The sequence below is a fragment of the Novipirellula galeiformis genome (assembly GCF_007860095.1).
Taxonomy (GTDB): domain Bacteria; phylum Planctomycetota; class Planctomycetia; order Pirellulales; family Pirellulaceae; genus Novipirellula; species Novipirellula galeiformis.
Window position 1 is genome coordinate 803,469 of record NZ_SJPT01000004.1, and the last position, 18,569, is coordinate 822,037.

The 18,569-nt window shown below is 56.4% G+C and carries 15 protein-coding genes and 1 riboswitch; of the genes, 8 read left to right on the top strand and 7 right to left on the bottom strand.

The features are described from left to right. Positions 1–353 precede the first annotated feature (353 nt). The 4 genes from cbiE to mnmA all read right to left on the bottom strand — a co-directional run bounded on the left by cbiE (position 354) and on the right by mnmA (position 4,627). Positions 354–1,595, bottom strand: a complete 1,242-nt coding sequence (cbiE, locus tag Pla52o_RS13840) for a precorrin-6y C5,15-methyltransferase (decarboxylating) subunit CbiE (protein WP_146595179.1) — start codon at positions 1,593–1,595, stop codon at positions 354–356. Between the two features lie 90 nt (positions 1,596–1,685). Next, the gene (locus Pla52o_RS13845; RefSeq protein WP_146595180.1) at positions 1,686–2,267 is read right to left on the bottom strand and encodes a redoxin family protein; all 582 of its coding nucleotides are present in this window, start codon (positions 2,265–2,267) and stop codon (positions 1,686–1,688) included. Positions 2,268–2,307: 40 nt separating this feature from the next. Beyond that, the gene (locus Pla52o_RS13850; RefSeq protein ID WP_146595181.1) at positions 2,308–3,186 is read right to left on the bottom strand and encodes a rhomboid family intramembrane serine protease; all 879 of its coding nucleotides are present in this window, start codon (positions 3,184–3,186) and stop codon (positions 2,308–2,310) included. 256 nt (positions 3,187–3,442) lie between these two features. Beyond that, complete coding sequence (gene mnmA / locus Pla52o_RS13855; protein WP_146595182.1) at positions 3,443–4,627, bottom strand: tRNA 2-thiouridine(34) synthase MnmA; 1,185 nt, start codon at positions 4,625–4,627, stop codon at positions 3,443–3,445. Between the two features lie 86 nt (positions 4,628–4,713). Here mnmA and prfB point away from each other — a divergent pair. Both prfB and Pla52o_RS13865 read left to right on the top strand, forming a co-directional pair. Then, positions 4,714–5,824 (top strand): peptide chain release factor 2 gene (prfB, locus tag Pla52o_RS13860; RefSeq protein WP_390620872.1). Its coding sequence is split into 2 segments (ribosomal slippage): positions 4,714–4,782 and positions 4,784–5,824, totalling 1,110 coding nucleotides; the frame shifts between segments, so codons are not numbered across the junction. Between the two features lie 4 nt (positions 5,825–5,828). Continuing rightward, positions 5,829–6,167: a histidine triad nucleotide-binding protein gene (locus Pla52o_RS13865; protein ID WP_146595183.1), complete on the top strand. Its 339-nt coding sequence runs from the start codon at positions 5,829–5,831 to the stop codon at positions 6,165–6,167. Positions 6,168–6,566: 399 nt separating this feature from the next. On the opposite strand, the gene Pla52o_RS13870 is transcribed toward Pla52o_RS13865, so the two are convergent. After that, entirely contained in the window at positions 6,567–8,696 is a 2,130-nt protein-coding gene (locus Pla52o_RS13870) for a prolyl oligopeptidase family serine peptidase (protein WP_390620877.1), read from the bottom strand. Between the two features lie 203 nt (positions 8,697–8,899). Between Pla52o_RS13870 and Pla52o_RS13875 the strand changes: the two genes are divergently transcribed. Beyond that, positions 8,900–11,434 carry a ComEC/Rec2 family competence protein gene (locus Pla52o_RS13875; protein WP_146595184.1) on the top strand — a complete coding sequence of 845 codons (2,535 nt, stop codon included), beginning with the start codon at positions 8,900–8,902 and terminating at the stop codon, positions 11,432–11,434. Between the two features lie 118 nt (positions 11,435–11,552). On the opposite strand, the gene Pla52o_RS13880 is transcribed toward Pla52o_RS13875, so the two are convergent. Further along, positions 11,553–12,608 (bottom strand): S1C family serine protease, encoded by a 1,056-nt coding sequence (locus Pla52o_RS13880; protein ID WP_146595185.1) that lies wholly within the window; start codon positions 12,606–12,608, stop codon positions 11,553–11,555. A 98-nt stretch (positions 12,609–12,706) separates the two neighbouring features. Beyond that, positions 12,707–13,834, bottom strand: coding sequence for a S1C family serine protease (locus Pla52o_RS13885; protein WP_146595186.1), 1,128 nt, complete (start codon positions 13,832–13,834; stop codon positions 12,707–12,709). A 188-nt stretch (positions 13,835–14,022) separates the two neighbouring features. Between Pla52o_RS13885 and Pla52o_RS13890 the strand changes: the two genes are divergently transcribed. The 5 genes from Pla52o_RS13890 to Pla52o_RS13910 all read left to right on the top strand — a co-directional run bounded on the left by Pla52o_RS13890 (position 14,023) and on the right by Pla52o_RS13910 (position 18,547). Next, a complete protein-coding gene (locus Pla52o_RS13890; protein ID WP_146595187.1) occupies positions 14,023–14,892 on the top strand; it encodes an SDR family oxidoreductase in 870 nt (289 codons plus the stop codon). Between the two features lie 160 nt (positions 14,893–15,052). Continuing rightward, positions 15,053–15,856 carry an MBL fold metallo-hydrolase gene (locus Pla52o_RS13895; protein WP_146595188.1) on the top strand — a complete coding sequence of 268 codons (804 nt, stop codon included), beginning with the start codon at positions 15,053–15,055 and terminating at the stop codon, positions 15,854–15,856. Between the two features lie 298 nt (positions 15,857–16,154). Further along, a complete protein-coding gene (locus Pla52o_RS13900; RefSeq protein WP_146595189.1) occupies positions 16,155–17,201 on the top strand; it encodes a nucleoside monophosphate kinase in 1,047 nt (348 codons plus the stop codon). Between the two features lie 207 nt (positions 17,202–17,408). Further along, a riboswitch (guanidine-III (ykkC-III) riboswitch) is annotated at positions 17,409–17,467 on the top strand. A 30-nt stretch (positions 17,468–17,497) separates the two neighbouring features. Next, positions 17,498–17,824: a DMT family transporter gene (locus Pla52o_RS13905; RefSeq protein WP_146595190.1), complete on the top strand. Its 327-nt coding sequence runs from the start codon at positions 17,498–17,500 to the stop codon at positions 17,822–17,824. 156 nt (positions 17,825–17,980) lie between these two features. Further along, complete coding sequence (locus tag Pla52o_RS13910; protein ID WP_146595191.1) at positions 17,981–18,547, top strand: ECF-type sigma factor; 567 nt, start codon at positions 17,981–17,983, stop codon at positions 18,545–18,547. Positions 18,548–18,569: the final 22 nt, after the last annotated feature.

The following is an 18,569-nucleotide window of genomic DNA, read 5'->3' on the forward strand; positions in this document are numbered from 1 at the left end:
GGTGGAATGCGACACCGCGAGACGTCCCAAGCGTTGCCGCGACGGTCGGGTCGGGGGCGGTTGATTGAGGAACCCGCACGCGTCCGTTTTGAAGTGACGCGATTGCCGTTGTGCTCAGTCAATCATAACCCGAAGCGTTAGCGAGGGATTGGGTCCAGCGTGATATTCCCGTCGCGGACGCTTTGGGTTACGAAAAACAGATCCCTTCAAAACGAGCGCATGCGGGCTTGGGATAAGGGGGTGGCTGGACGGGAATCCACTCACCGGGCCATCCGCTAACTGGGCCATCCAATCACGCCGTCCCGCTGCCAATCGAGATGGCTGGAGATGCACGGCGCGGAGTGGAACGAGCGTTATTTTGATTTCCGGCCGAGAACCAAGAAGGTGGGGTTGAGCGATTCAAATCGGACCCGTTCCATTTGGTGTTGACCACGCGAGATGTTGATCATCCGCACATCGTGAATCAAATCGGCTGCCGAAAGGAGGTTTTGAACCGAGACCAGATTATCGGGACTGGAGACATTCACAACGATTCGGCCTCCTTGGGCCAATCGCGGAACGGCCGCCGCGACCAACTCGGGAACCACGCGTCCGGTGCCACCGACGAAGATCGCGTCGGGGTCGGGCAACTCTTTCCAGGCATCAGGGGCTTGGCCGTGGACGGGGATCAACGAAGGCACGTCGAACATCTTCGCGTTCTCGATCATCAAACCGTAGTCCTCGGCATCCATCTCAATCGCAAAGACTTTGCCGCGGTTGGCGATCGATGCCGCTTCGATCGCAAGCGACCCGCTGCCTGCGCCGACATCCCAGACGGTGCTTTGCGGTGTCAGATCGAGTTCCGACAAAGCGATACAGCGAACTTCGGCTGGCGTCAACAAACCTCGCTTGGGACGCGATTGCAAAAACAAATCGTCGGGATTTCCAAACAAGCGGCGATGGGTGCTGCCGCTAGGGCGATCCGCAGCCCCCGTTTTGCGCACCAAGATCATCACGTTCATGCCGCTGAACGATTGGCTTCGGATCGAACTCAATTCTCCTTGAGTGACCGTTTCACGCGGGGTGCCAAGGTTTTCACAAATGTAGGCGGTGAAGTAGTCGATCCGTCGATCGAGCAGCGCTTCGGCAACCACCGCTGGCGAAATTTCTTCGGTCGTAAAGATGCCCACGCGTTCGGCGGTTCGAATGTTGTCCACGACCCGATCAAGCGATTGGTTCGCGAGGTTGGTTAGATAAGCGTCGTCCCAGCTCTCTTTGACTCGAGCGAACGCTAATTGCATGCTGCTGACATGCGGCACGACGTCGAAGCGATCTTTGCCGAACGTTTCGGTCAAGTAACGGGCGATGCCATAAAACAGCGGGTCGCCACCGGCTAGCACGACGGCGTGTCGGTCGCCGAGGTCGTAAATCGATTGCTCGAGTTGCTCCAAATTGCTACCGACGATGATTCGCCTCGCATCGGAGGCCGGGATCTTATCGAGCAACGGGGCTGGGCCAATCAAAACGGACGCGAGGTCAATCAATAGTCTCGCTTGACCGGTGAGGCCATCAAGTCCATCGTCGCCAATCCCAACAATATGAATGCGAGCAGTCAATCTAGATTCCGTAATGGGTGGTGGTGTGAACGTTTATGCTGGATGAATCTTCAGAATGTCGGTCGACACGCAGAACGCCGATCCCCCGGTTTACAATTTGCGAAGCGCTTTCATGATCTCTTCGGTCGTGGATCGATCGGCATGCGATGAACTGACTTTCGACCAAGCGACGCGGCCATTTTTATCAATCACATAGGTTGCCGGGTAAGCGGTTTCACGGGGCGAGTGCCAACGCAGTCCCCACTGAGTCACCATCGCCATTGCGTCGTCACGCACCAATACGATGGGGTCCGGCAAACGCCGCGAGCCCAGGAATGATTGGGCATGACGCGATAGTTTTGGATCATCGCCGGGATAGACTAGGATCACACGGGCGGCGGCAGCGGAGATCGCTTTGGCGCGATTGATGATGCTGCTGACTTGATGGCTGCATAGTGGACATTGGTAGCCGGGATAGCCTCGCAAGACCACGACCACCACGGGCCCCTGTTGGTAGGCTTCCTTCAATTCGATGTAATCGTTGCTGCCCACAATCGGCAGCTCGAAGTTGATCGCCTTGCTGCCGACGGCGAGCGGTTGAGCCAATCCGGCATTGTTGGCTTGTGCATCGAGACAGAGTGTGGTGCACAACAACATCCAACACGCGGCAGTGGAGACTCGAGGAATCATCATTTCAAATCGTTTTTGATTTTGGCAAATCGGAGCGAAGCCGTTAACGATCGCGTTTTTCGCGTTGTCGTCGACTGTAACGTTCTAGAATTTTGCGTTCGGCGCGGGTTAAGCTTGACTCTCCATGAGAGTGGATTTTAGCCAAAATGCGATCGGCTTCGTCCGCGTCTTGTCTCAGCTTGCGGTCGGGGTCATGGATTTTCAGCTTCATGCGGCGAGAGCGTTGGCTGAGGTACTTCGGCAAGTCGGTAAGGGTGCTCAGATCAAGCCAGCGGAAATTCCAGCGTTGGTAGAAATAGCTTGCGGCGAAAACGGCCCCGGTCAAATGGACTTCAAAGGCGGTGGTCGCACGGCCCATCAAACCTAACGCTCCGGCGAAATCCATCGCCACAAAACCAACCGCTAAGATCCAAGCTTTGACTGGGATCACGAGCATTAACAACACTTCTTCGTGCGGATAATAGCAAGCAAACAAAATCGTCGTGGCCACGACCGCACCACTGGCCCCGATCACCGCACCGCCTCCTTGGAACCAGTACGAAATCGAAGCCACGATGCCGCCGGCGATCACCGCGCCAAGATAGAACTTTAGAAACTCCTGCGGGCCGAGACGACGCTCGACAATGCGGCCGAAGAAAAACAGCCCGATCATGTTGAACAACACATGATTGAGATTGTTGATGTCGTGCAAAAAGCCGTAGGTCAGGAATTGCCACCACATCCATGGCTGAGTGAGCGTGCTCGCTTGCGCGGCGAACCACGGCGTCAATTGGCTGCTGCCCTGTTTGGCGAACAAGAAATCGATAAAGAACACGACGACATTGATCACGATCAACATGATCGTCACACTGCGCGGTTTCTCGACACGGTCCCACGGGGTGCGTTCGAGCGAGCGTCCGTAGTCGCGGTCATAAAGACCCATGAACCATTCCTGTTAACGAGAGCAATTTGGAAAATGACGTGGGATTCAAACGTGGGATTCAGGTCGTAGCTGGGTTCGCGCAGAACGCGGTCCATCGTGAACGCGACGGTCGCTATATCGAAATTAAAATAGCGATCCAAGGGTAGCGATGGGCGAAACAAACCGTTGATATCCTAAGCTGATGGCATCGTAGCAATGCGAGGGTGGCCCCGTCGATATCGCTCGGGAGCCCGCTCGGGATTGAATTTTCGTAAAATTACCGGATCCAGCCGCCTCCAAGGACTCGGGTTTTGTCAAAAACGACGGCCGCTTGGCCTGGAGCAATTGCTAGCTGAGGCTCGTCAAATTTGACTTCGAATTGATCCGGTTGGTCTGGATTGACGTGCACGCGAGCCGGCAGCGGGGATCCGTTGTAGCGGATTTGCACTCCCACTTGCTCCGGAAGCGTGCTCGGATCGACCAACCAATTCGCCTCGTTGGCGACCAAACCGTCTCGCGCCAGTGCATCTTGATGTCCAATCACGACGCGATTGGTCTCCGTTTCAATGCGGACGACAAAGTGAGGGGTGCCCATGGCCACGCCCAATCCTTTGCGTTGACCGATCGTGAAGGCCTCGTAGCCCGCATGCTTTCCGACCACTTTCCCCTCGGTCGTGACGATCTCTCCCGCCGTGGCACCGACCATTTCAGGGCGTCGAGCTTTAACAAAATCGCTGTGATGACCTTGGGTCACGAAGCAAATTTCTTGGCTGTCACGCTTGCCTGCGACCCCCAGACCAAGCTCCGTTGCCATTTCCCGAATCCGAGGTTTTTCAAACCCACCCACCGGAAGTAGCATGCGGTTGAGACGTTCGGCGCCGATGCCAAACAGCGCGTAGGATTGATCTTTGTTGGAATCGAGCCCCCGGTGCAGTTCGGATTGGGAGCCGTTTTGGATCATGCGGGCGTAATGGCCGGTCGCCACAAAATCAGCGTCGACACCGTCGGCATAGTCGAACAGGCGACCAAATTTGATCCAATTATTGCATTTCACACACGGATTGGGGGTTCGTCCGTTGAGATAGTCGTCCACGAAGTAGTCGACGATGCGGCGAAAATCTTCTTGCAGATCGAGCGCATAGAAGGGAATGCCCATTTTAGACGCGACGCGGCGGGCGTCGGCGGCATCCGACGCGGTACAGCAGCCTTGTTTGTGGTCGGCGCGGGTTTGGTGGAGACCGCCGAGGACCGGTAACGTGCCGCCTGTGCCGCCCTGGGCTGTGCCGTTCTGGGGCATGTCGCCCGTCGGGGACGCATCGCCCGGCTCGCTGCTGCAAACACGACTCGATTCTTCCCCGTGCCTCATAAAGACACCGATACACTCGTGCCCCGCCTCGAGCAATAAATGTGCAGCGACGCTCGAATCGACGCCGCCACTCATCGCGAGAACCACGCGTGCCATATCTCTTTTTCCTTGAACTCGATATTATTTTATCTGTACTGTCATCAATTTCAGCCCTTTTATTCTTTCCGGAGCTCACCCCACGAATGGACGCCGAATTCGTTCAACGCAGCAAAAGGATCCGCGAACGCCTGCTCCAACTCGGAGACTCTCTTTGACTACGCTGCCAAACGTAGCGAAATCGAGTCAATCGAAGCGCGGATGGGCCAGCCCGGATTTTGGGACGACAACGATGCGGCCCAAGAGGTTGTTTTGCAACTGAAGGGACTGAAAGCTATTGTCGGTCCTATGGGGAAATTGTCTACCGCCGTCGAGGACCTTGACGCATTATTCGAGATGGCCGACGAGGACGAATCGATCGCCGAGGAGGTGGCCGTGGAGGTCGCTCGGCTCGAAGAAGTGCTGGACAATCTCGAGCTCAAGGCCCTTCTCAATGGCCCCAACGACTCGGCCGGTGCGATCATCACGATCAATGCACGCGACGGAGGAACCGATGCCAATGATTGGGCTGACATGCTGTTGCGAATGTATTCGGCTTGGGCGGTCGGCGAAGATTACTCGATCCAACTGCTCGATCGCCAAGAGAACGAGGAAGCAGGCATCAACCATGCATCGATCGCGGTGCGAGGCCCGATGGCGTACGGCTATCTCAAAGGCGAAGAAGGGGTTCACCGACTCGTGCGGATCAGCCCGTTCAATAGCGAAGGCAAGCGTCAAACGAGTTTCGCCGCCGTCAGTGTGACGCCCGAAATCGATGACTCGATCGACATCGACATCGAGGAAAAGGACGTTCGCATCGATACCTACCGGGCGGGGGGAGCAGGAGGGCAGCACGTCAATAAAACTGACAGTGCGATTCGCTTGACCCACGTTCCCACCAATACGGTCGTGCAGTGCCAAAACGAGCGGAGCCAGCATCAAAACAAGGCCACCGCTTGGAAAATGCTGCGAGCGAAGATGGCCCGGATCGAAGAAGAACGACGGGAAGCCGACGATGCGACCAAGTACGCCACGCAAGCTCGTACCGGTTTTGGTAGCCAAATTCGCAACTACTTCCTGCATCCCGATCAACGCGTCAAGGATGCTAGAACGGGACATTACGTTGGTAGTTTTAATTCCATGATGAACGGCAGTGAATTGCAAGGGTTTCTCGACGCGTTTTTGCGTCTGAAAGCCGGCAAGCAAGAGAAAGGTTAATGCAATGCCATCGATTTTTACCAGGATCATTGATCGCGAAGTCCCAGCGGACATCGTTTTTGAAGACGACACCTGTTTGGCGTTCCGCGATATCGCACCGAAGGCGCCGACCCACATTCTGATCATCCCCAAAAAGGAGATCGAGTCCCTCGACGACCTTTCCGAAGAGGACGAGGATATCGTCGGACGCTGTGTGGCGGTGGTGGCCAAAGTGGCGGCGGCCGAAGGGTTGTCCAACGGCTACCGCATGGTGGTCAATTGCGGCGAGGAGGGTGGCCAAGAGGTTCCTCATCTCCATTTTCACCTGCTCGGAGGACGCAAGTTGGATTGGCCGCCAGGCTAATACGGACGCCCGATTAATTCAGCCGCCCGATCCCGACCGCAGCGGGAACGATTGAAAAGGTAAAGTTGTAAACTGAAACGTTTAAAACTGAATGACGCGGCGATGCATCGCCGCGTCTCTTAGCAGGTAGGCAGGAGTCTTTCGCTAGATTAGCCGTTTTGGCGTTAGCCACGGTTCAAGCGGAGCTAACGCCCAAGCGGCTTATGGGATTTCACCCAATCATTCCTGCCTCCCTGCTTCGTTTGTTCTTCCCGCTTTTCCTTTTTCAATTCTTTCTGCCATCCTTGGATGGTTGCTGCTTTGCACGCAACAGCATCGGTAACCACCGATGCTGTTGAAACAATGCCAAGGCAAACCCTTTCGCAAGTTGAAAGTCGCAGGCTCCAAACAGGCCGCCGCTTACTTCAAATTCTCGAGCAAAAACGCCCACAGATCGGCATACTCGTCGATCCGCTTGCTGACCGGGGTGCCCGCACCGTGTCCGGCGCGCGTCTCAATCCGGATCAGCGTCGGGTTGTCACATCCTTGGGCGGCTTGCAATGCGGCCGCGAATTTGAAGCTGTGTCCCGGCACGACGCGGTCGTCGCGGTCGGCGGTCGAGATCAACGTCGCGGGATAACACGTCCCGGGTGCGAGGTTGTGCAGCGGTGAATAGGCGAGCAGGTTTTCAATCTGATCCGCTTCGTCGCTGCTGCCATATTCGGTGGCCCAGGCCCATCCAATCGTAAACTTGTGGTATCGCAGCATGTCCATCACGCCGACGGCGGGCAAACAGGCTCCGAACAACTCCGGTCGCTGCGTCATCACGGCACCGACAAGCAAGCCTCCGTTGCTGCCGCCGCGGATCGCCAATCGGCTCGATTGCGTGTAGCCCTTGTCGATTAAATGTTCGGCGGCGGCAATGAAGTCATCGAACACGTTTTGTTTTTTCAATCGCATGCCATCTTCATGCCATTGACGACCGTACTCACCTCCGCCGCGCAGGTTTGCAACCGCGTAGATGCCGCCATTTTCGATCCAAGCTGCATTGGCGGGTGAGAACGACGGAGTCAACGAAATGTTAAAGCCCCCATACGCGTACAACAGGGTGCGGTTGGAGCCATCCAATTGAGTGTCGCGGTGACGTGTGACGATCACGGGGACCTGGGTTCCATCCTTGCTGGTCGCAAAGAGTTGTTCGGTGACATAGTCCTCGACGTTGATCGGCGTTTGAGGACGTTGCCACAACGAGATTTCCCCACTGCTTAGATCGACCCGATAAATCTCCGTCGGCGTGACGTAATTGGTGAAGTCAAAGAACGTTTCGGTGGCATCTTGTCGGCCCCCGAAACCATTGGCGCTGCCGACGCCGGGCAAGGGAAGGTCATTGATGAAGGTGCCTTGGATCGTGTGCCGCGTCACTCGACTACGAGCGTCCTGCAAGTAGCTCAGGTAAAACGTTTCGCCAAACAAACTGGCCGATTCAAGGACGTTGTCGGACTCGGGGATCACCTCTTTCCATCGATCGCGATCGGCGTTGCCGGCCTCGATTGCAATTAAACGACGTTTCGGTGCGTCATTGTCGGTCACAAAATAATGGGTCGTACCGACCGACGCGATCCACTCGTATTCGGCATCAAAACCGCTGATCAACGGTTCAACTTGGGCTTCAGGATCCGTCAAATCTTTGATGAAAATTTGTGACTTGGGCTCGCTGCCCTTCCAGTTGTGGATGATGAGGTAACGTCCGTCATCGGTGACCGACGGTGAGAATCCCCACTTCGGTTCGTCGGGTCGCTCGAGGACGAGTTGATCTTTGGATTGATCGTCGCCTAAGCGATGGAAGAACAAACGTTGGTTTTCGTTGGTGCCGGTTAATTCTTGGCCTTCGACCGGAGCGGTATAGCGAGCGTAGAAGAAACCGCTGGCGTCGGGCATCCATGCGATGCCACTAAATTTGCTCCAACGAATGACATCCTCTCGATCTTGGCCGGTGGCGACGTCACGCACTTTCCAAGTTCGCCAATCGCTGCCACCATCGGCCAATGAATAGGCGATCAGCTTTCCATCCTTGGTGGTCGCGGTCGAAGCGAGCGCGACGGTGCCATCTTCGCTGAGCGTGTTGGGATCGATTAGCACTTGCCGCTCGGCGTCGAGCGAGTCGGCTTTGTAGAGGATGCTTTGGTTCTGTAGCCCGTTGTTGTGAGTGTAGATGTAACGATCGCCCTTGCGGCTGGGCAGGCCGAACCGTTCGTAGTTCCACAATTTTTCCAGTCGCGCACGCATCGCCTCTCGTTCGGGTAACGATTGCAGATAGGCCTGGGTGACTTTGTTTTCCGCGGCAACCCATTCAGCGGTTTCCTCGCTTTCGGTGTCCTCGAGCCAACGATAGGGATCGGCGACGCGGTGACCATGGTAGTCGTCGGTAACGTCGACCGTTTTGCTATCAGGGTATTGCAGGGGACGCGGAGATGAAGTGAGCGTGTTTGATTCTTGAGCCAAGGTGACGCCTGAGAGGAAGATGGAACTTAGGATCGTGAAAGTGAACATTGATGCTGCCCGCGTTGACGCCGGAAACATCGGTTGTGTGAAAAGGTGTAACATTGCAGTGAAGGGCTTGTGGCTAAGGAAGGGAATGTGCAATGAGTGACCCCCGCTGGCAACTGAGTTCAGCCCGAGGGGGCGAGGGTTGATCAGGGGGTGCTGGAGTATCGTACTCGATTTTTCAGTGGGAATGAAAAGGGGGGCGTCCATTGGCTGCGGTATCCGTTGCGGCACCTGATCGCGAGGCGGGTTGGCACTTCGCCACCTTTTGGCCTCGCCACCCTCTGTTACTGCTGGCGATCGCCGCTGCGGTTGGCATCGTGATCGACGCTTGGATCACACAGCCCTTTCAAAGTCGAGTCGCGTTTTGGGGGGCGGTCGCACTGGTTTCCTGCGTTTTGTTCGTGTTGGGGGCTGCCGCACGAAAGCGATTCGCAGTCGTTTTGGCTGTCATGTCGTTGGCGGGGCTGTGGCATGGCTACAACGACTCTCGCTATCAAACAGCATCGATTCTGAACGAGTTAGCAGCGTATCCGGAGCCCGCGATCGTCGAGGGGACCGTGGATCGGCCGGTGGTGCTTCGCCGCAATCCGTTGGCCGATTCCGTGCGGGGGCGAGATCAATCGCCGTGGCAATCGGTGCTTGAATTACAGCTTCATCGTGTTCGCATGGGGCAACGTTTTCACGCCTGTGATGGACGCGTGATGGTCGTCGGTGGCGGGCGGTTGGATCACTTTCGTCCGGGGGACACGGTTCGGGTTCATGGCGAATTAGCTCCGATCATGGCACCGAATAACCCAGGTGAAAACGATTTGCGTCCGGTGTATCGGCGTCGTGGGATTCACGCCCGAATGGATGTCGATCGAGAGAACCAGATTCAATTGCGTGAGCAATCATTCGTTCTCGGTCGTGTGGTCGCAGGCATGGCCACGCGTAGTCGCGAACTGCTTTTGCGGCACACCGGTGCATCGGCGGGGCCGTTGGCGGTGGCGTTGGTGATCGGGCAACGCGACTTCGTCGATCCCGAGACACGCGACTTGTTGCTTGTCACCGGCACGGCGCATTTGTTGAGTGTCAGTGGCTTGCATCTTGCGATCGTGATCATTTTAGCCAGCGGCATTGCGATCCTGTTGCGATTCCCGCTGGGAGCAAAAATCGTCTGGGTTTTGGCGATTTGTTGTTTGTATACCGCGATCACCGGAGGTCGCCCGCCGGTGATGCGTGCGGCGGTATTGGTGGCAATGGTGATGTTTTCACTGTGGTTCAAGCGACCGGCGCAACCGATCAATACTTTGTCGTTGGCCGCACTAATCTTGCTCGCGATCAATCCCGAGAATCTGTTTCACGTTGGCGTTCAGCTCTCATTCTTAGCCGTGGCAACTTTGTTTTTGTGTCAGGGCCGCGCGGTCACTCATTCGCATGCGGCGGGTTTGGCGATCGAAAATGAACAACGAATCGACGCCTTGATCGAATCCTCTCAATCGGCCACGGTTCGCTATGCGCGGATCGGATGGATGTGGCTCGGACGCATGGTGTGGTTCAGCGGCTGTGTGACCGCGATCAGCATTCCGTTGGTGTGGCACCAATTTCATATGGTTTCATTGATCAGTGTGGCGACCAATGTGATCTTGAGTCCGTTTTTGTTTTTCTCGTTGGCGTCGGGCGTTGCCACGGTCGTGGTGGGATGGGCGTTGGAATCGTTGGCCGCGATCCCTGGTTTTCTATGCGGGTTTGGACTGCAGCGAATGCGAGAGATTATCGGCATTGCGGCGGAGATTCCGTATGGCCATTTCTGGCTCCCCTCGCCCCCCGCGGCTTGGGTGTTTGTGTTCTATTTGGTGATGGTGCTCTCACTGTGTTGGCCGCAGAGTCGAGCGAGTTCTCATTTTCGTTACGGCTGGATTGCGTTTTGGATGGGGGCCGCTTGGATCATGGCCACCACCCATTCGCCGCTCGAAAGTGGATCGTTTGAAGCGACCTTCGTCGACGTCGGGCATGGCACGAGCGTGGTTTTACGAGACGATCGTGGACGCGTTTTTCTCTACGATTGCGGTCGCTTGGCAAACGAGATGGGCAGTAGTCGTGATATCGATGCGACGCTTTGGTCGCTCGGAGTGACCCGTTTAGACGCGATCTTTCTCTCTCATGCCGATTCGGATCACTACAATGCCATCCCGGGGGTGTTGCGGCGTTTCCAAGTCGATCGCATCATCACGCCCCCTGGGATGCTCGGCAAACAAGAACTGGGATTGAGAGCCACGCGTGAGGCAATTGAGTCCGCCAACGTGCCCGTGATTGAAGTCCATGATGCGGTGCTCGTGCCCGAGTTGCCGCCAGAATTTTCGTTGTTACATCCGCCGAAACGAAGGGTTGCCGGCAATGACAATGCGAACAGTTTAGTGTTGCAAGTCGATGTGGGGGGACGGGCGTTGTTGTTGCCCGGCGATCTTGAACCGCCAGGAACCGAAGTGTTGATTAACAAGCGGCGGCCACCGCTAGGCAGTGTTTTGATGGCGCCGCATCACGGCAGTTTGACGATGGATGCAGAGTCGATTTTGCAATGGTCACGCCCGGCCGAGGTGATCGTCAGCGGCGGCAAACGCTCGAGAAAGCCAGCGGTTCGCGCGATGTTAAACACCACCGGGGCTGGGGTCTACGTGACGGCGGAAGTAGGCGCCGTGCGGGTTCGCATCGGCCGGGATGGCGAGGTCGAAGTGCGATCATGGAAACGATCGCCGTGGTAAGGTGCCTTTCGGACTCGCTAGAACATTATGAAAAATGACATGGGATTCATAATGTAGCTGCGTTCGCAAGAACGCGGACCAACGCAAGGGCGACACGAGCTACATCAAAACACCTGCCTTACTCCACACTGCCGCGGACTTCTTGTAGCATGCTGTTCAGCTCAGGCAGCACTAACGACGAGGGCAAGGCGTAGCTGACCACGCGACCGGCTCGGGCAATGTTCAATCCGATCACGCGTCCAGAGGAATCGAGAACGGGACCGCCACATTGATCGGGATCCAACAGGGTGTCGTGTTGGAAGACGCGTTCGAAGCCGCTCAGTCGTGCGTTGCGTGGTCCATTGACGCGTGAGTCGTTTTCGGATTCTTGCAGCACCCCAAACTCGCGAATGCCCGCGTTCATTTCCATCGTGCTGCCGGCTCGGACGATCGTTAATTGAACACTCTCGCCCGGGAACATCCCACGTAGGGTGGTGATCACGTTGTCGCTGGTAAAGACTTCGCGTCCATTGATCGCGATGATTTGGTCCTCGGGTTCGATGCCTGCCTCGTCCGCACCACTGTCGGGCCAAACGCCTTGCACGCGTGCCCGCCCATTGCTGCTGTTGCCGAGGACGACGCCCAGTCGTCCTTTGTGATCGACGCGGCGTTCGAGCACGCCGAGGCTGCCAATGCCAATCGGACGTCCCGTGCGACCGGTGGTGATCAGAAAACTTCCCACAGGCGGTAGCTGCGGATAAAACTCGGCGGGTTTGACGTGAGTGTCCGCATCGATTTTGAGTAAGGCGAGATCATTTGCCCGTCGCACCGCGGCCACACGCGCGGGCAACAACCGACCATCGTAAAGCCGGACTCGAATCGGGTCTCCCCCGCTCAGCTCACTACGCTTCGTCAGCACATATCCTTCGGCACCGACGATGGTCCCCAATGCCGCGGTTCGGCCGCCGCTGATCACTTGGACCACCGATTGCTCAACCGCAGAGAGGATTGGGCGAACCAGTTGCATCATCTCGCCGTTGTCGCGGCGGTGCGAAACCTTGACGCTGAAACCTTGGCGAAGCCACTCCGCGGTACGTGATTCTTGAGCGTGCAGCGTATCGGTAGCGACAAGCGTAGCAAGGAGGATGGCGAACAAGCCGGTAGCGGTTCGCCGGGCAGATGGAAAAGAGTTCAAAACGTTGTCTCCAACAAGACGACACGGGAGGTGGAGTCGAAAAGCAGGCTGCTTGGAAATCGGGGTAAGTCGGAAGCCCGCTACGTCGAGCGAAACCGTTAATCCGCGCGTCCGATCTCAACGACGACGCGAATCCGTTGATCTTGGCGGTTGACCCAAATCTCAACCCGTTCTCCTGGCATTGTATCGGAGACGGCCTTGCTCAGTGAAGCAAAATCGGTCACCGTCATCTCGCCGAATCGCTCGACGATATCATTGACTTGGATACCGGCATCCTCAGCCGGAGATCCTTTGTTGACCTCTAGCACTCGTGCCACCTCTTCGGTTTGGTTGCCCCTGACGCCCAGCACCGGGCGGAATCCGGGCAACACGCCCCAGGCTTCGCTGGCCGCGAGCCGTTTCCAAGAGAAATCATAATGGTCGACCGGGATGTGTAAGTTGTCGGCAACATCGTTTCCAATCCGGCTGTGGACAGCGATCAAGCGTCCTTCGATATCAAACAGCGGGCCACCGCTGTCGCCCCCAATCAAGGCACAATCGGTGACGATCGCATCAGGACGAACCGTTAAGATTCGCCCCACGCGGGTGACCGGACCTCGCTCGCGATCGTAGCCTCCGGGATGACCGGTGGCGATGCACCACATGCCAGGAACTAAATGCTCGCTCGTTCCTAAGGTGGCGTGTTGCCAGGGACGGCCTTCGTTTTGACCGTCGTTGATTTTGATCAAACCGGCATCGACGCTACGATTCATCCCATACGTCGTCGCGGTCACCGTCCGACCATCTTGCAACTTAATCACGGCGTTCTTTTTGGGCCGCATCGCGACGTGCGCCGCGGTCAAAATGTATCCCGATTCGGTAATGATCACGCCGCAACCCTGAGCGGCACCAATCTGAACGCTAACGGTACAGTTTTTTGCTTGCGCGGCGACCCGTTGTTGCTGTTTTTCCAAAAGTTGCATTTGGTCCAGCGACGATGGGATCCCGCCTTTGCGGAGCAATGGCTGCAGCGGACTGGGAACCGAGACGAGCGTGCCGTTGGGGGACACCGAAGCGGACGAGGATTCCGAAGGAGACGGGAATAACTGTTGAGCTTCCAGCGGGGCGATCGGGGCGGACGCGGCTATGACCAACCCGAGTGCCAAGATTACCAAGCACCTGATCTTGAGCGCCGGAGCGATTGCCGGGGAGATTAACGCTTCGGTTGGATTCAATACGGACTCCATCAGACGGAAGGCTTCGTAGAAGAGGACGAGCGGATGGTGTAGGCTTGCAATTCCCTTTCGGGCGGATCACCCGCCAGGGCTTGCTAAGGTTGCTTTATTGTAACCTGCGTAGCAAGTCAGAGGAAAAAAGGAACCTCAGAAATCACCCCCCATTGGCTGCTTCAAAGAAGACTCTAGGATCGCCATTTATGCCTAAATCTCGTGTCTTGATCGTCGGATGCGGTTATCTCGGCTCCGTGGTTGCCGATTTTGCCCGTGATGCCGGACATACGGTTTACACCACCACCCGCCGTCCGTCGCGGGCCACTGAGCTGCAGCGTCGTGGATTTCAGCCCATTGTTGCCGATTGGACCGATCGTTCCCGTTTGCAGCGGCTGCCGGAGGTGGATCGGGTGCTGGTCGCGGTCAGCTATGACGCGTCGAGTGGAGTCTCTCGCTACGAATCCCAGGTCGGCGGACTGCGGAATTTATTGGGGGTGGTCAATCCGCAAGCCCCTCTGTGTTACATCAGTACGACGGGCGTTTATCACCAAACCGATGGGCGTTGGGTCGATGAACGCTCGCCGACAAAGCCGAATCGCGAAGGGGGGAAGGTGCATTTGCAAGCGGAAGATCTGTTGCATCGCCATCGTCCCAATGCGCCCTGGACGATCCTTCGTTTGGCGGGAATTTACGGGCCAGACCGGGTGCCACGGATTGCCAATCTCCTCAAGGGGCAACCGATCGCCTCACCCGAAGAGGGTTACTTGAATCTGATCCATGTGGTCGATGCAGCCCGTGCCGTGATCGCAGCGTGGCAGCATCCTGAGCACCGCTTGTTTGTCGTTGGCGATGACGAGCCGATGCAACGACGCGAGTTTTATTGCCAAATCGCACGCCAATGTGGCGTTTCGCCTCCTGTTTTCCAGGCTCCGGAGCAGGGATCCGCCAAACAAATGCGGAGTGAAAGCAATAAGCGGATTTGGAATCGCCGATTGAAGGAGAAATTGCTACCCAAGCTCGCCTTTCCGACCTACCGTGAAGGTTTGGCTCAAATTTTGAAAAATCAGCGATTTTAAGCCCGTAAGCCGATTTTGCACTCCGACACTTAGGTTGCCTCAACACATAGGCGGAATGAGGGGCGGTTTATCCACCTTCGCTTTCAACCGGGTTCTCGTGGTTCCCCCGTCCTGCGTAGAATGCCGCAACCGTATTCCCTTCTCTGAGATTCGATTCGTTATGTTGATTCGTAAACCCATTTTTCCAGGCGTGATCGAGCTTAATTTTCAAGCAGGCGAAGTGCTTGGTTGCAACGTCTACCTGGTCTACGATCAAGATGAATGGATCTTGATCGACATTGGTTACGAGGAGACGGTCGATGATTACATCGAAATCATCCGCCAGCTTGATTTTCCAATCTCGCGTTGCAAGACGCTCGTGGCCACGCATGCCGACGTCGATCACATCCAAGGGCTCGCCAAGGCAAAGCAACTGCTCAAAACCTCGGTCACCGGGCATCCCAATGCGGTCAAGCCACTGCGTGACGGGGACACCTTGATCACGTTGGCGGAAATCGAAGCCCAGAATCTGAAGCTTGCGATGCCGCCCGTCGACGTCGAACATCAAGTCAACGATGGCGACATCATTAACGTCGGCAACATCGAGCTAGAGGTTTGGCATACGCCCGGGCACACCGACAGCCAATTGGCCTTTCGCCATGGCGATGTCTTGCTCAGCGGTGATAATATTTATCGCGATGGTTGCATCGGAGCAATCGACGCTCATCACGGCAGCGACATCAAGGCGTTTGTTAAATCGCTCGAGCGGATTCGCGATAGTGACGTCAAATGGTTGGCGCCGAGTCATGGCCCGATCTTCCGCAACGACAAAGATCTGCTCAATCGCACCATTGATCGTCTTCGTGGCTACTTGAAAATGGCCGACTTTGGGACACTCGCGGACAGTTGGCCTTTGATGGATCAATGGGACGACGAGGTGGCCGAAGGGATCTTGCCCGAAGGACTCGTGCCTCCGAAGCCATAGAGCATTTTGAATAATGACGTGGGATTCACAAAAAGCTCGAGTGCTGCGTCTAGCCTAGGAAGTTAGGGTTGAAGCGATTAGCCGTTTTGGCGTTAGCCACGGTTTTAACAACAGAACCGTGGCTAACGCCAAAACGGCTAATCCTAAAAGTAAGGTTTGGCAAAGCACGAGGCGGTCGAGTTGGATCGCGAGCGACGTGTGGCTGCAGCAAAGGGCATCGAAACGTTATCCTGGTGAGCGTGTTCGCATCAGGTTGCGAACGTGGTCCCCTCAATCGCCAATGCTTAATTGAAATCAGATGGTCCAAACAAACGAGCCCCAACCGAACACGTTCTTTGTTGAAGTCTCTGGTTCGGGGCTTCCCGAAGTGGATGGTCTGTTCGTGCCTTCCACGGCGCCGCCCACCAAATCGGAATCGGGAACTGTATCAAGTCCCGGCTACTGGAATGGCAAGAGGGCGTGGGACCGTGCCGACGGTCAAAGTGCCCGAAGCCCTTCGTTGTCGTACTCCAACACCTATAAATCCTGGCGAATTTGTCGTCTCGATGGTCATCTCGCCTACGACATCTCAGGCGAAGATGAGTTGCCACCTACCGATCGAGAGTGGCATGTTTACAAAAAGGGGGTTGCCCCGGCTCCGAAGGTTGTGCTCCACCACTATGACCCCAGGCTGCCCTGTCCGAGTCCCAACGTCGTCTTCGTTCTGGGAGGACCCGGTGCTGGAAAAGGAACCATGTGTGAGCTTGCCGAGTCTCAACTCGGGTGGACTCATTTGTCCACTGGCGATCTGCTCCGCGCCGAACGCCAATTGGGAGGTCCGACCGCCGCCATCATCGAAGAATTCACAACGGCGGGGAAGTTAGTACCCAACGAGATCATCGTAACGTTGCTCAAGAACGCGATGGAGACGGTTACCAGAACGACAGGCAAGAATAACTTCCTGCTTGATGGGTTCCCTCGCTCCCTATCCAATTTAGAAGCATGGTACGAGATCTTCGGGCGGGAAGCCGAGTTGCCTAAGATGTTGTACTTCGAGTGCCCCTACGCGGTGCTCGAAAAACGGATCATGAGCCGCGCTAAGTACTCCGGCCGGAGTGACGATAATGTGGAGAGTGTGAAGCTGAGGTTCGACACCTTCAAGGCGGAGACGCTGCCCACCGTGGAGCTCTTCAAGAGCAAAGGTAAATGTGTTGAAGTCGACACCAGCCAAGATCGCCAAGCCGTCTTTGCGCTCGTCATCCGTAACCTGGCGGAGTACACCGATACTCAACTTGCTACTAAGCCGCTGACCGAGAGAGCGGAGATGCTTCTCGGTCTCAGGCCTTACTCCGCAGAGGAGGCGTAACGGGGGATTGAAGACTCCGGTCAATCCAATCGTGGATCTCTGCTGCCTTCGTGTGGTTATCCGGCTCCGGGGGCAATGCATCCGAGCGGGTTTCCGTTTGCGATTTGGCATCCTCAACCACAAGGTTTTCGTTGACGATTGAGTGGTTGTCCCCGTTTCGGAGTCCATCGCGAGTGACCGTTGACGCGGGGCCATGACGCGGTAGAATCAATCGAGCAACGCCCGGACGAGACGCGCCGTACCCGGTCAAGACAAGACGACGCACTTACGAATTTTCTTTCCGTAGGAGCATCGTCATGAAACCGTGGATTATCTTGTTGGTCGCTGGGTTGTTGGAAACCGGATGGGCTGTTGGCTTGAAATATACCGACGCCTTCACACGGTTTTGGCCCAGTGTGGGGACCGGCGTGGCGCTCGTCGCCAGCATGGTTCTGCTTGCGATTGCCGTGCGCGAACTTCCCATTGGTACGGCCTATCCCGTCTGGGTCGGCATCGGGGCCGTCGGAGCTGCGGCCTATGGCATGCTCTTTCTGAGCGAGCCTGTCTCGTCGTCTCGCATTTTCTTTCTCGCCTTGTTGCTCGTCGCCATTGTTGGTTTGAAGCTGACCTCCGTCACGAGTTAATCGCGCGGCGCACGACAGTGAACCATGGAGCGGTAAGGATCGCGCGGTGATCGCCACGTTCGATTTTGCCAACCAAGTGGCAGCCTGAGTGGGAGCCGATAGAATGATGGAGTGCCGGTTGCCTTCATTCCTCTTCATGCGATCAGTAGGCGTTTCGTGTCGGAAGTCACCCAAATACTCCATCGGATTGAACAGGGCGACGCGGCGGCGAGCGAATTGTTGCCGCTGGTTTACGCTGAATTACGCCGCTTGGCGGGGCACAAACTAAAGAGTGAGGCCGCCGGCCAGACACTGCAACCGACCGCGCTGGTCCACGAAGCCTACATGCGGTTGGTCGGCTACGAGGACGTGCAACGCTGGGACAGCCGCGGCCATTTCTTTGCCGCAGCCGCCGAGGCGATGCGGCGAATTCTGATCGAAAATGTGCGTCGCCGGCGAAGTCTGAAACGGGGGGGAGATCGTGCACGGTTCGAGATCGCCGAGGACGATGCGATTGTCGATACCATCAATCTCGACGAGTTGCTCGATTTGGATGCGGCACTCGAAAAGCTCGGTGACAGCGAACCGGAGCTCGCGAAGCTCGTGAAACTGCGATATTTCGCTGGCTTGAGTGTCGAAGAGTCTGCCGAAGTGCTGGGGGTTTCGTCTCGGACCGTCAAGCGAAATTGGGCCTTTGCCCGGGCCTGGTTGGGCCGCGAGCTGAATTCGGAAGCAGAATCCTGAAATTTTATGTCCCCGGCGGCGC

Coding starts and splice junctions, on each gene's coding strand:
- Pla52o_RS13845 (WP_146595180.1), bottom strand. CDS start 2,267: ATGATGATTCCTCGAGTCTCCACTGCCGCGTGTTGGATGTTGTTGTGC.
- Pla52o_RS13850 (WP_146595181.1), bottom strand. CDS start 3,186: ATGGGTCTTTATGACCGCGACTACGGACGCTCGCTCGAACGCACCCCG.
- mnmA (WP_146595182.1), bottom strand. CDS start 4,627: ATGGCACGCGTGGTTCTCGCGATGAGTGGCGGCGTCGATTCGAGCGTC.
- Pla52o_RS13865 (WP_146595183.1), top strand. CDS start 5,829: ATGCCATCGATTTTTACCAGGATCATTGATCGCGAAGTCCCAGCGGAC.
- Pla52o_RS13870 (WP_390620877.1), bottom strand. CDS start 8,696: ATGTTCACTTTCACGATCCTAAGTTCCATCTTCCTCTCAGGCGTCACC.
- Pla52o_RS13885 (WP_146595186.1), bottom strand. CDS start 13,834: ATGGAGTCCGTATTGAATCCAACCGAAGCGTTAATCTCCCCGGCAATC.
- Pla52o_RS13890 (WP_146595187.1), top strand. CDS start 14,023: ATGCCTAAATCTCGTGTCTTGATCGTCGGATGCGGTTATCTCGGCTCC.
- Pla52o_RS13895 (WP_146595188.1), top strand. CDS start 15,053: ATGTTGATTCGTAAACCCATTTTTCCAGGCGTGATCGAGCTTAATTTT.
- Pla52o_RS13900 (WP_146595189.1), top strand. CDS start 16,155: ATGGTCCAAACAAACGAGCCCCAACCGAACACGTTCTTTGTTGAAGTC.
- Pla52o_RS13905 (WP_146595190.1), top strand. CDS start 17,498: ATGAAACCGTGGATTATCTTGTTGGTCGCTGGGTTGTTGGAAACCGGA.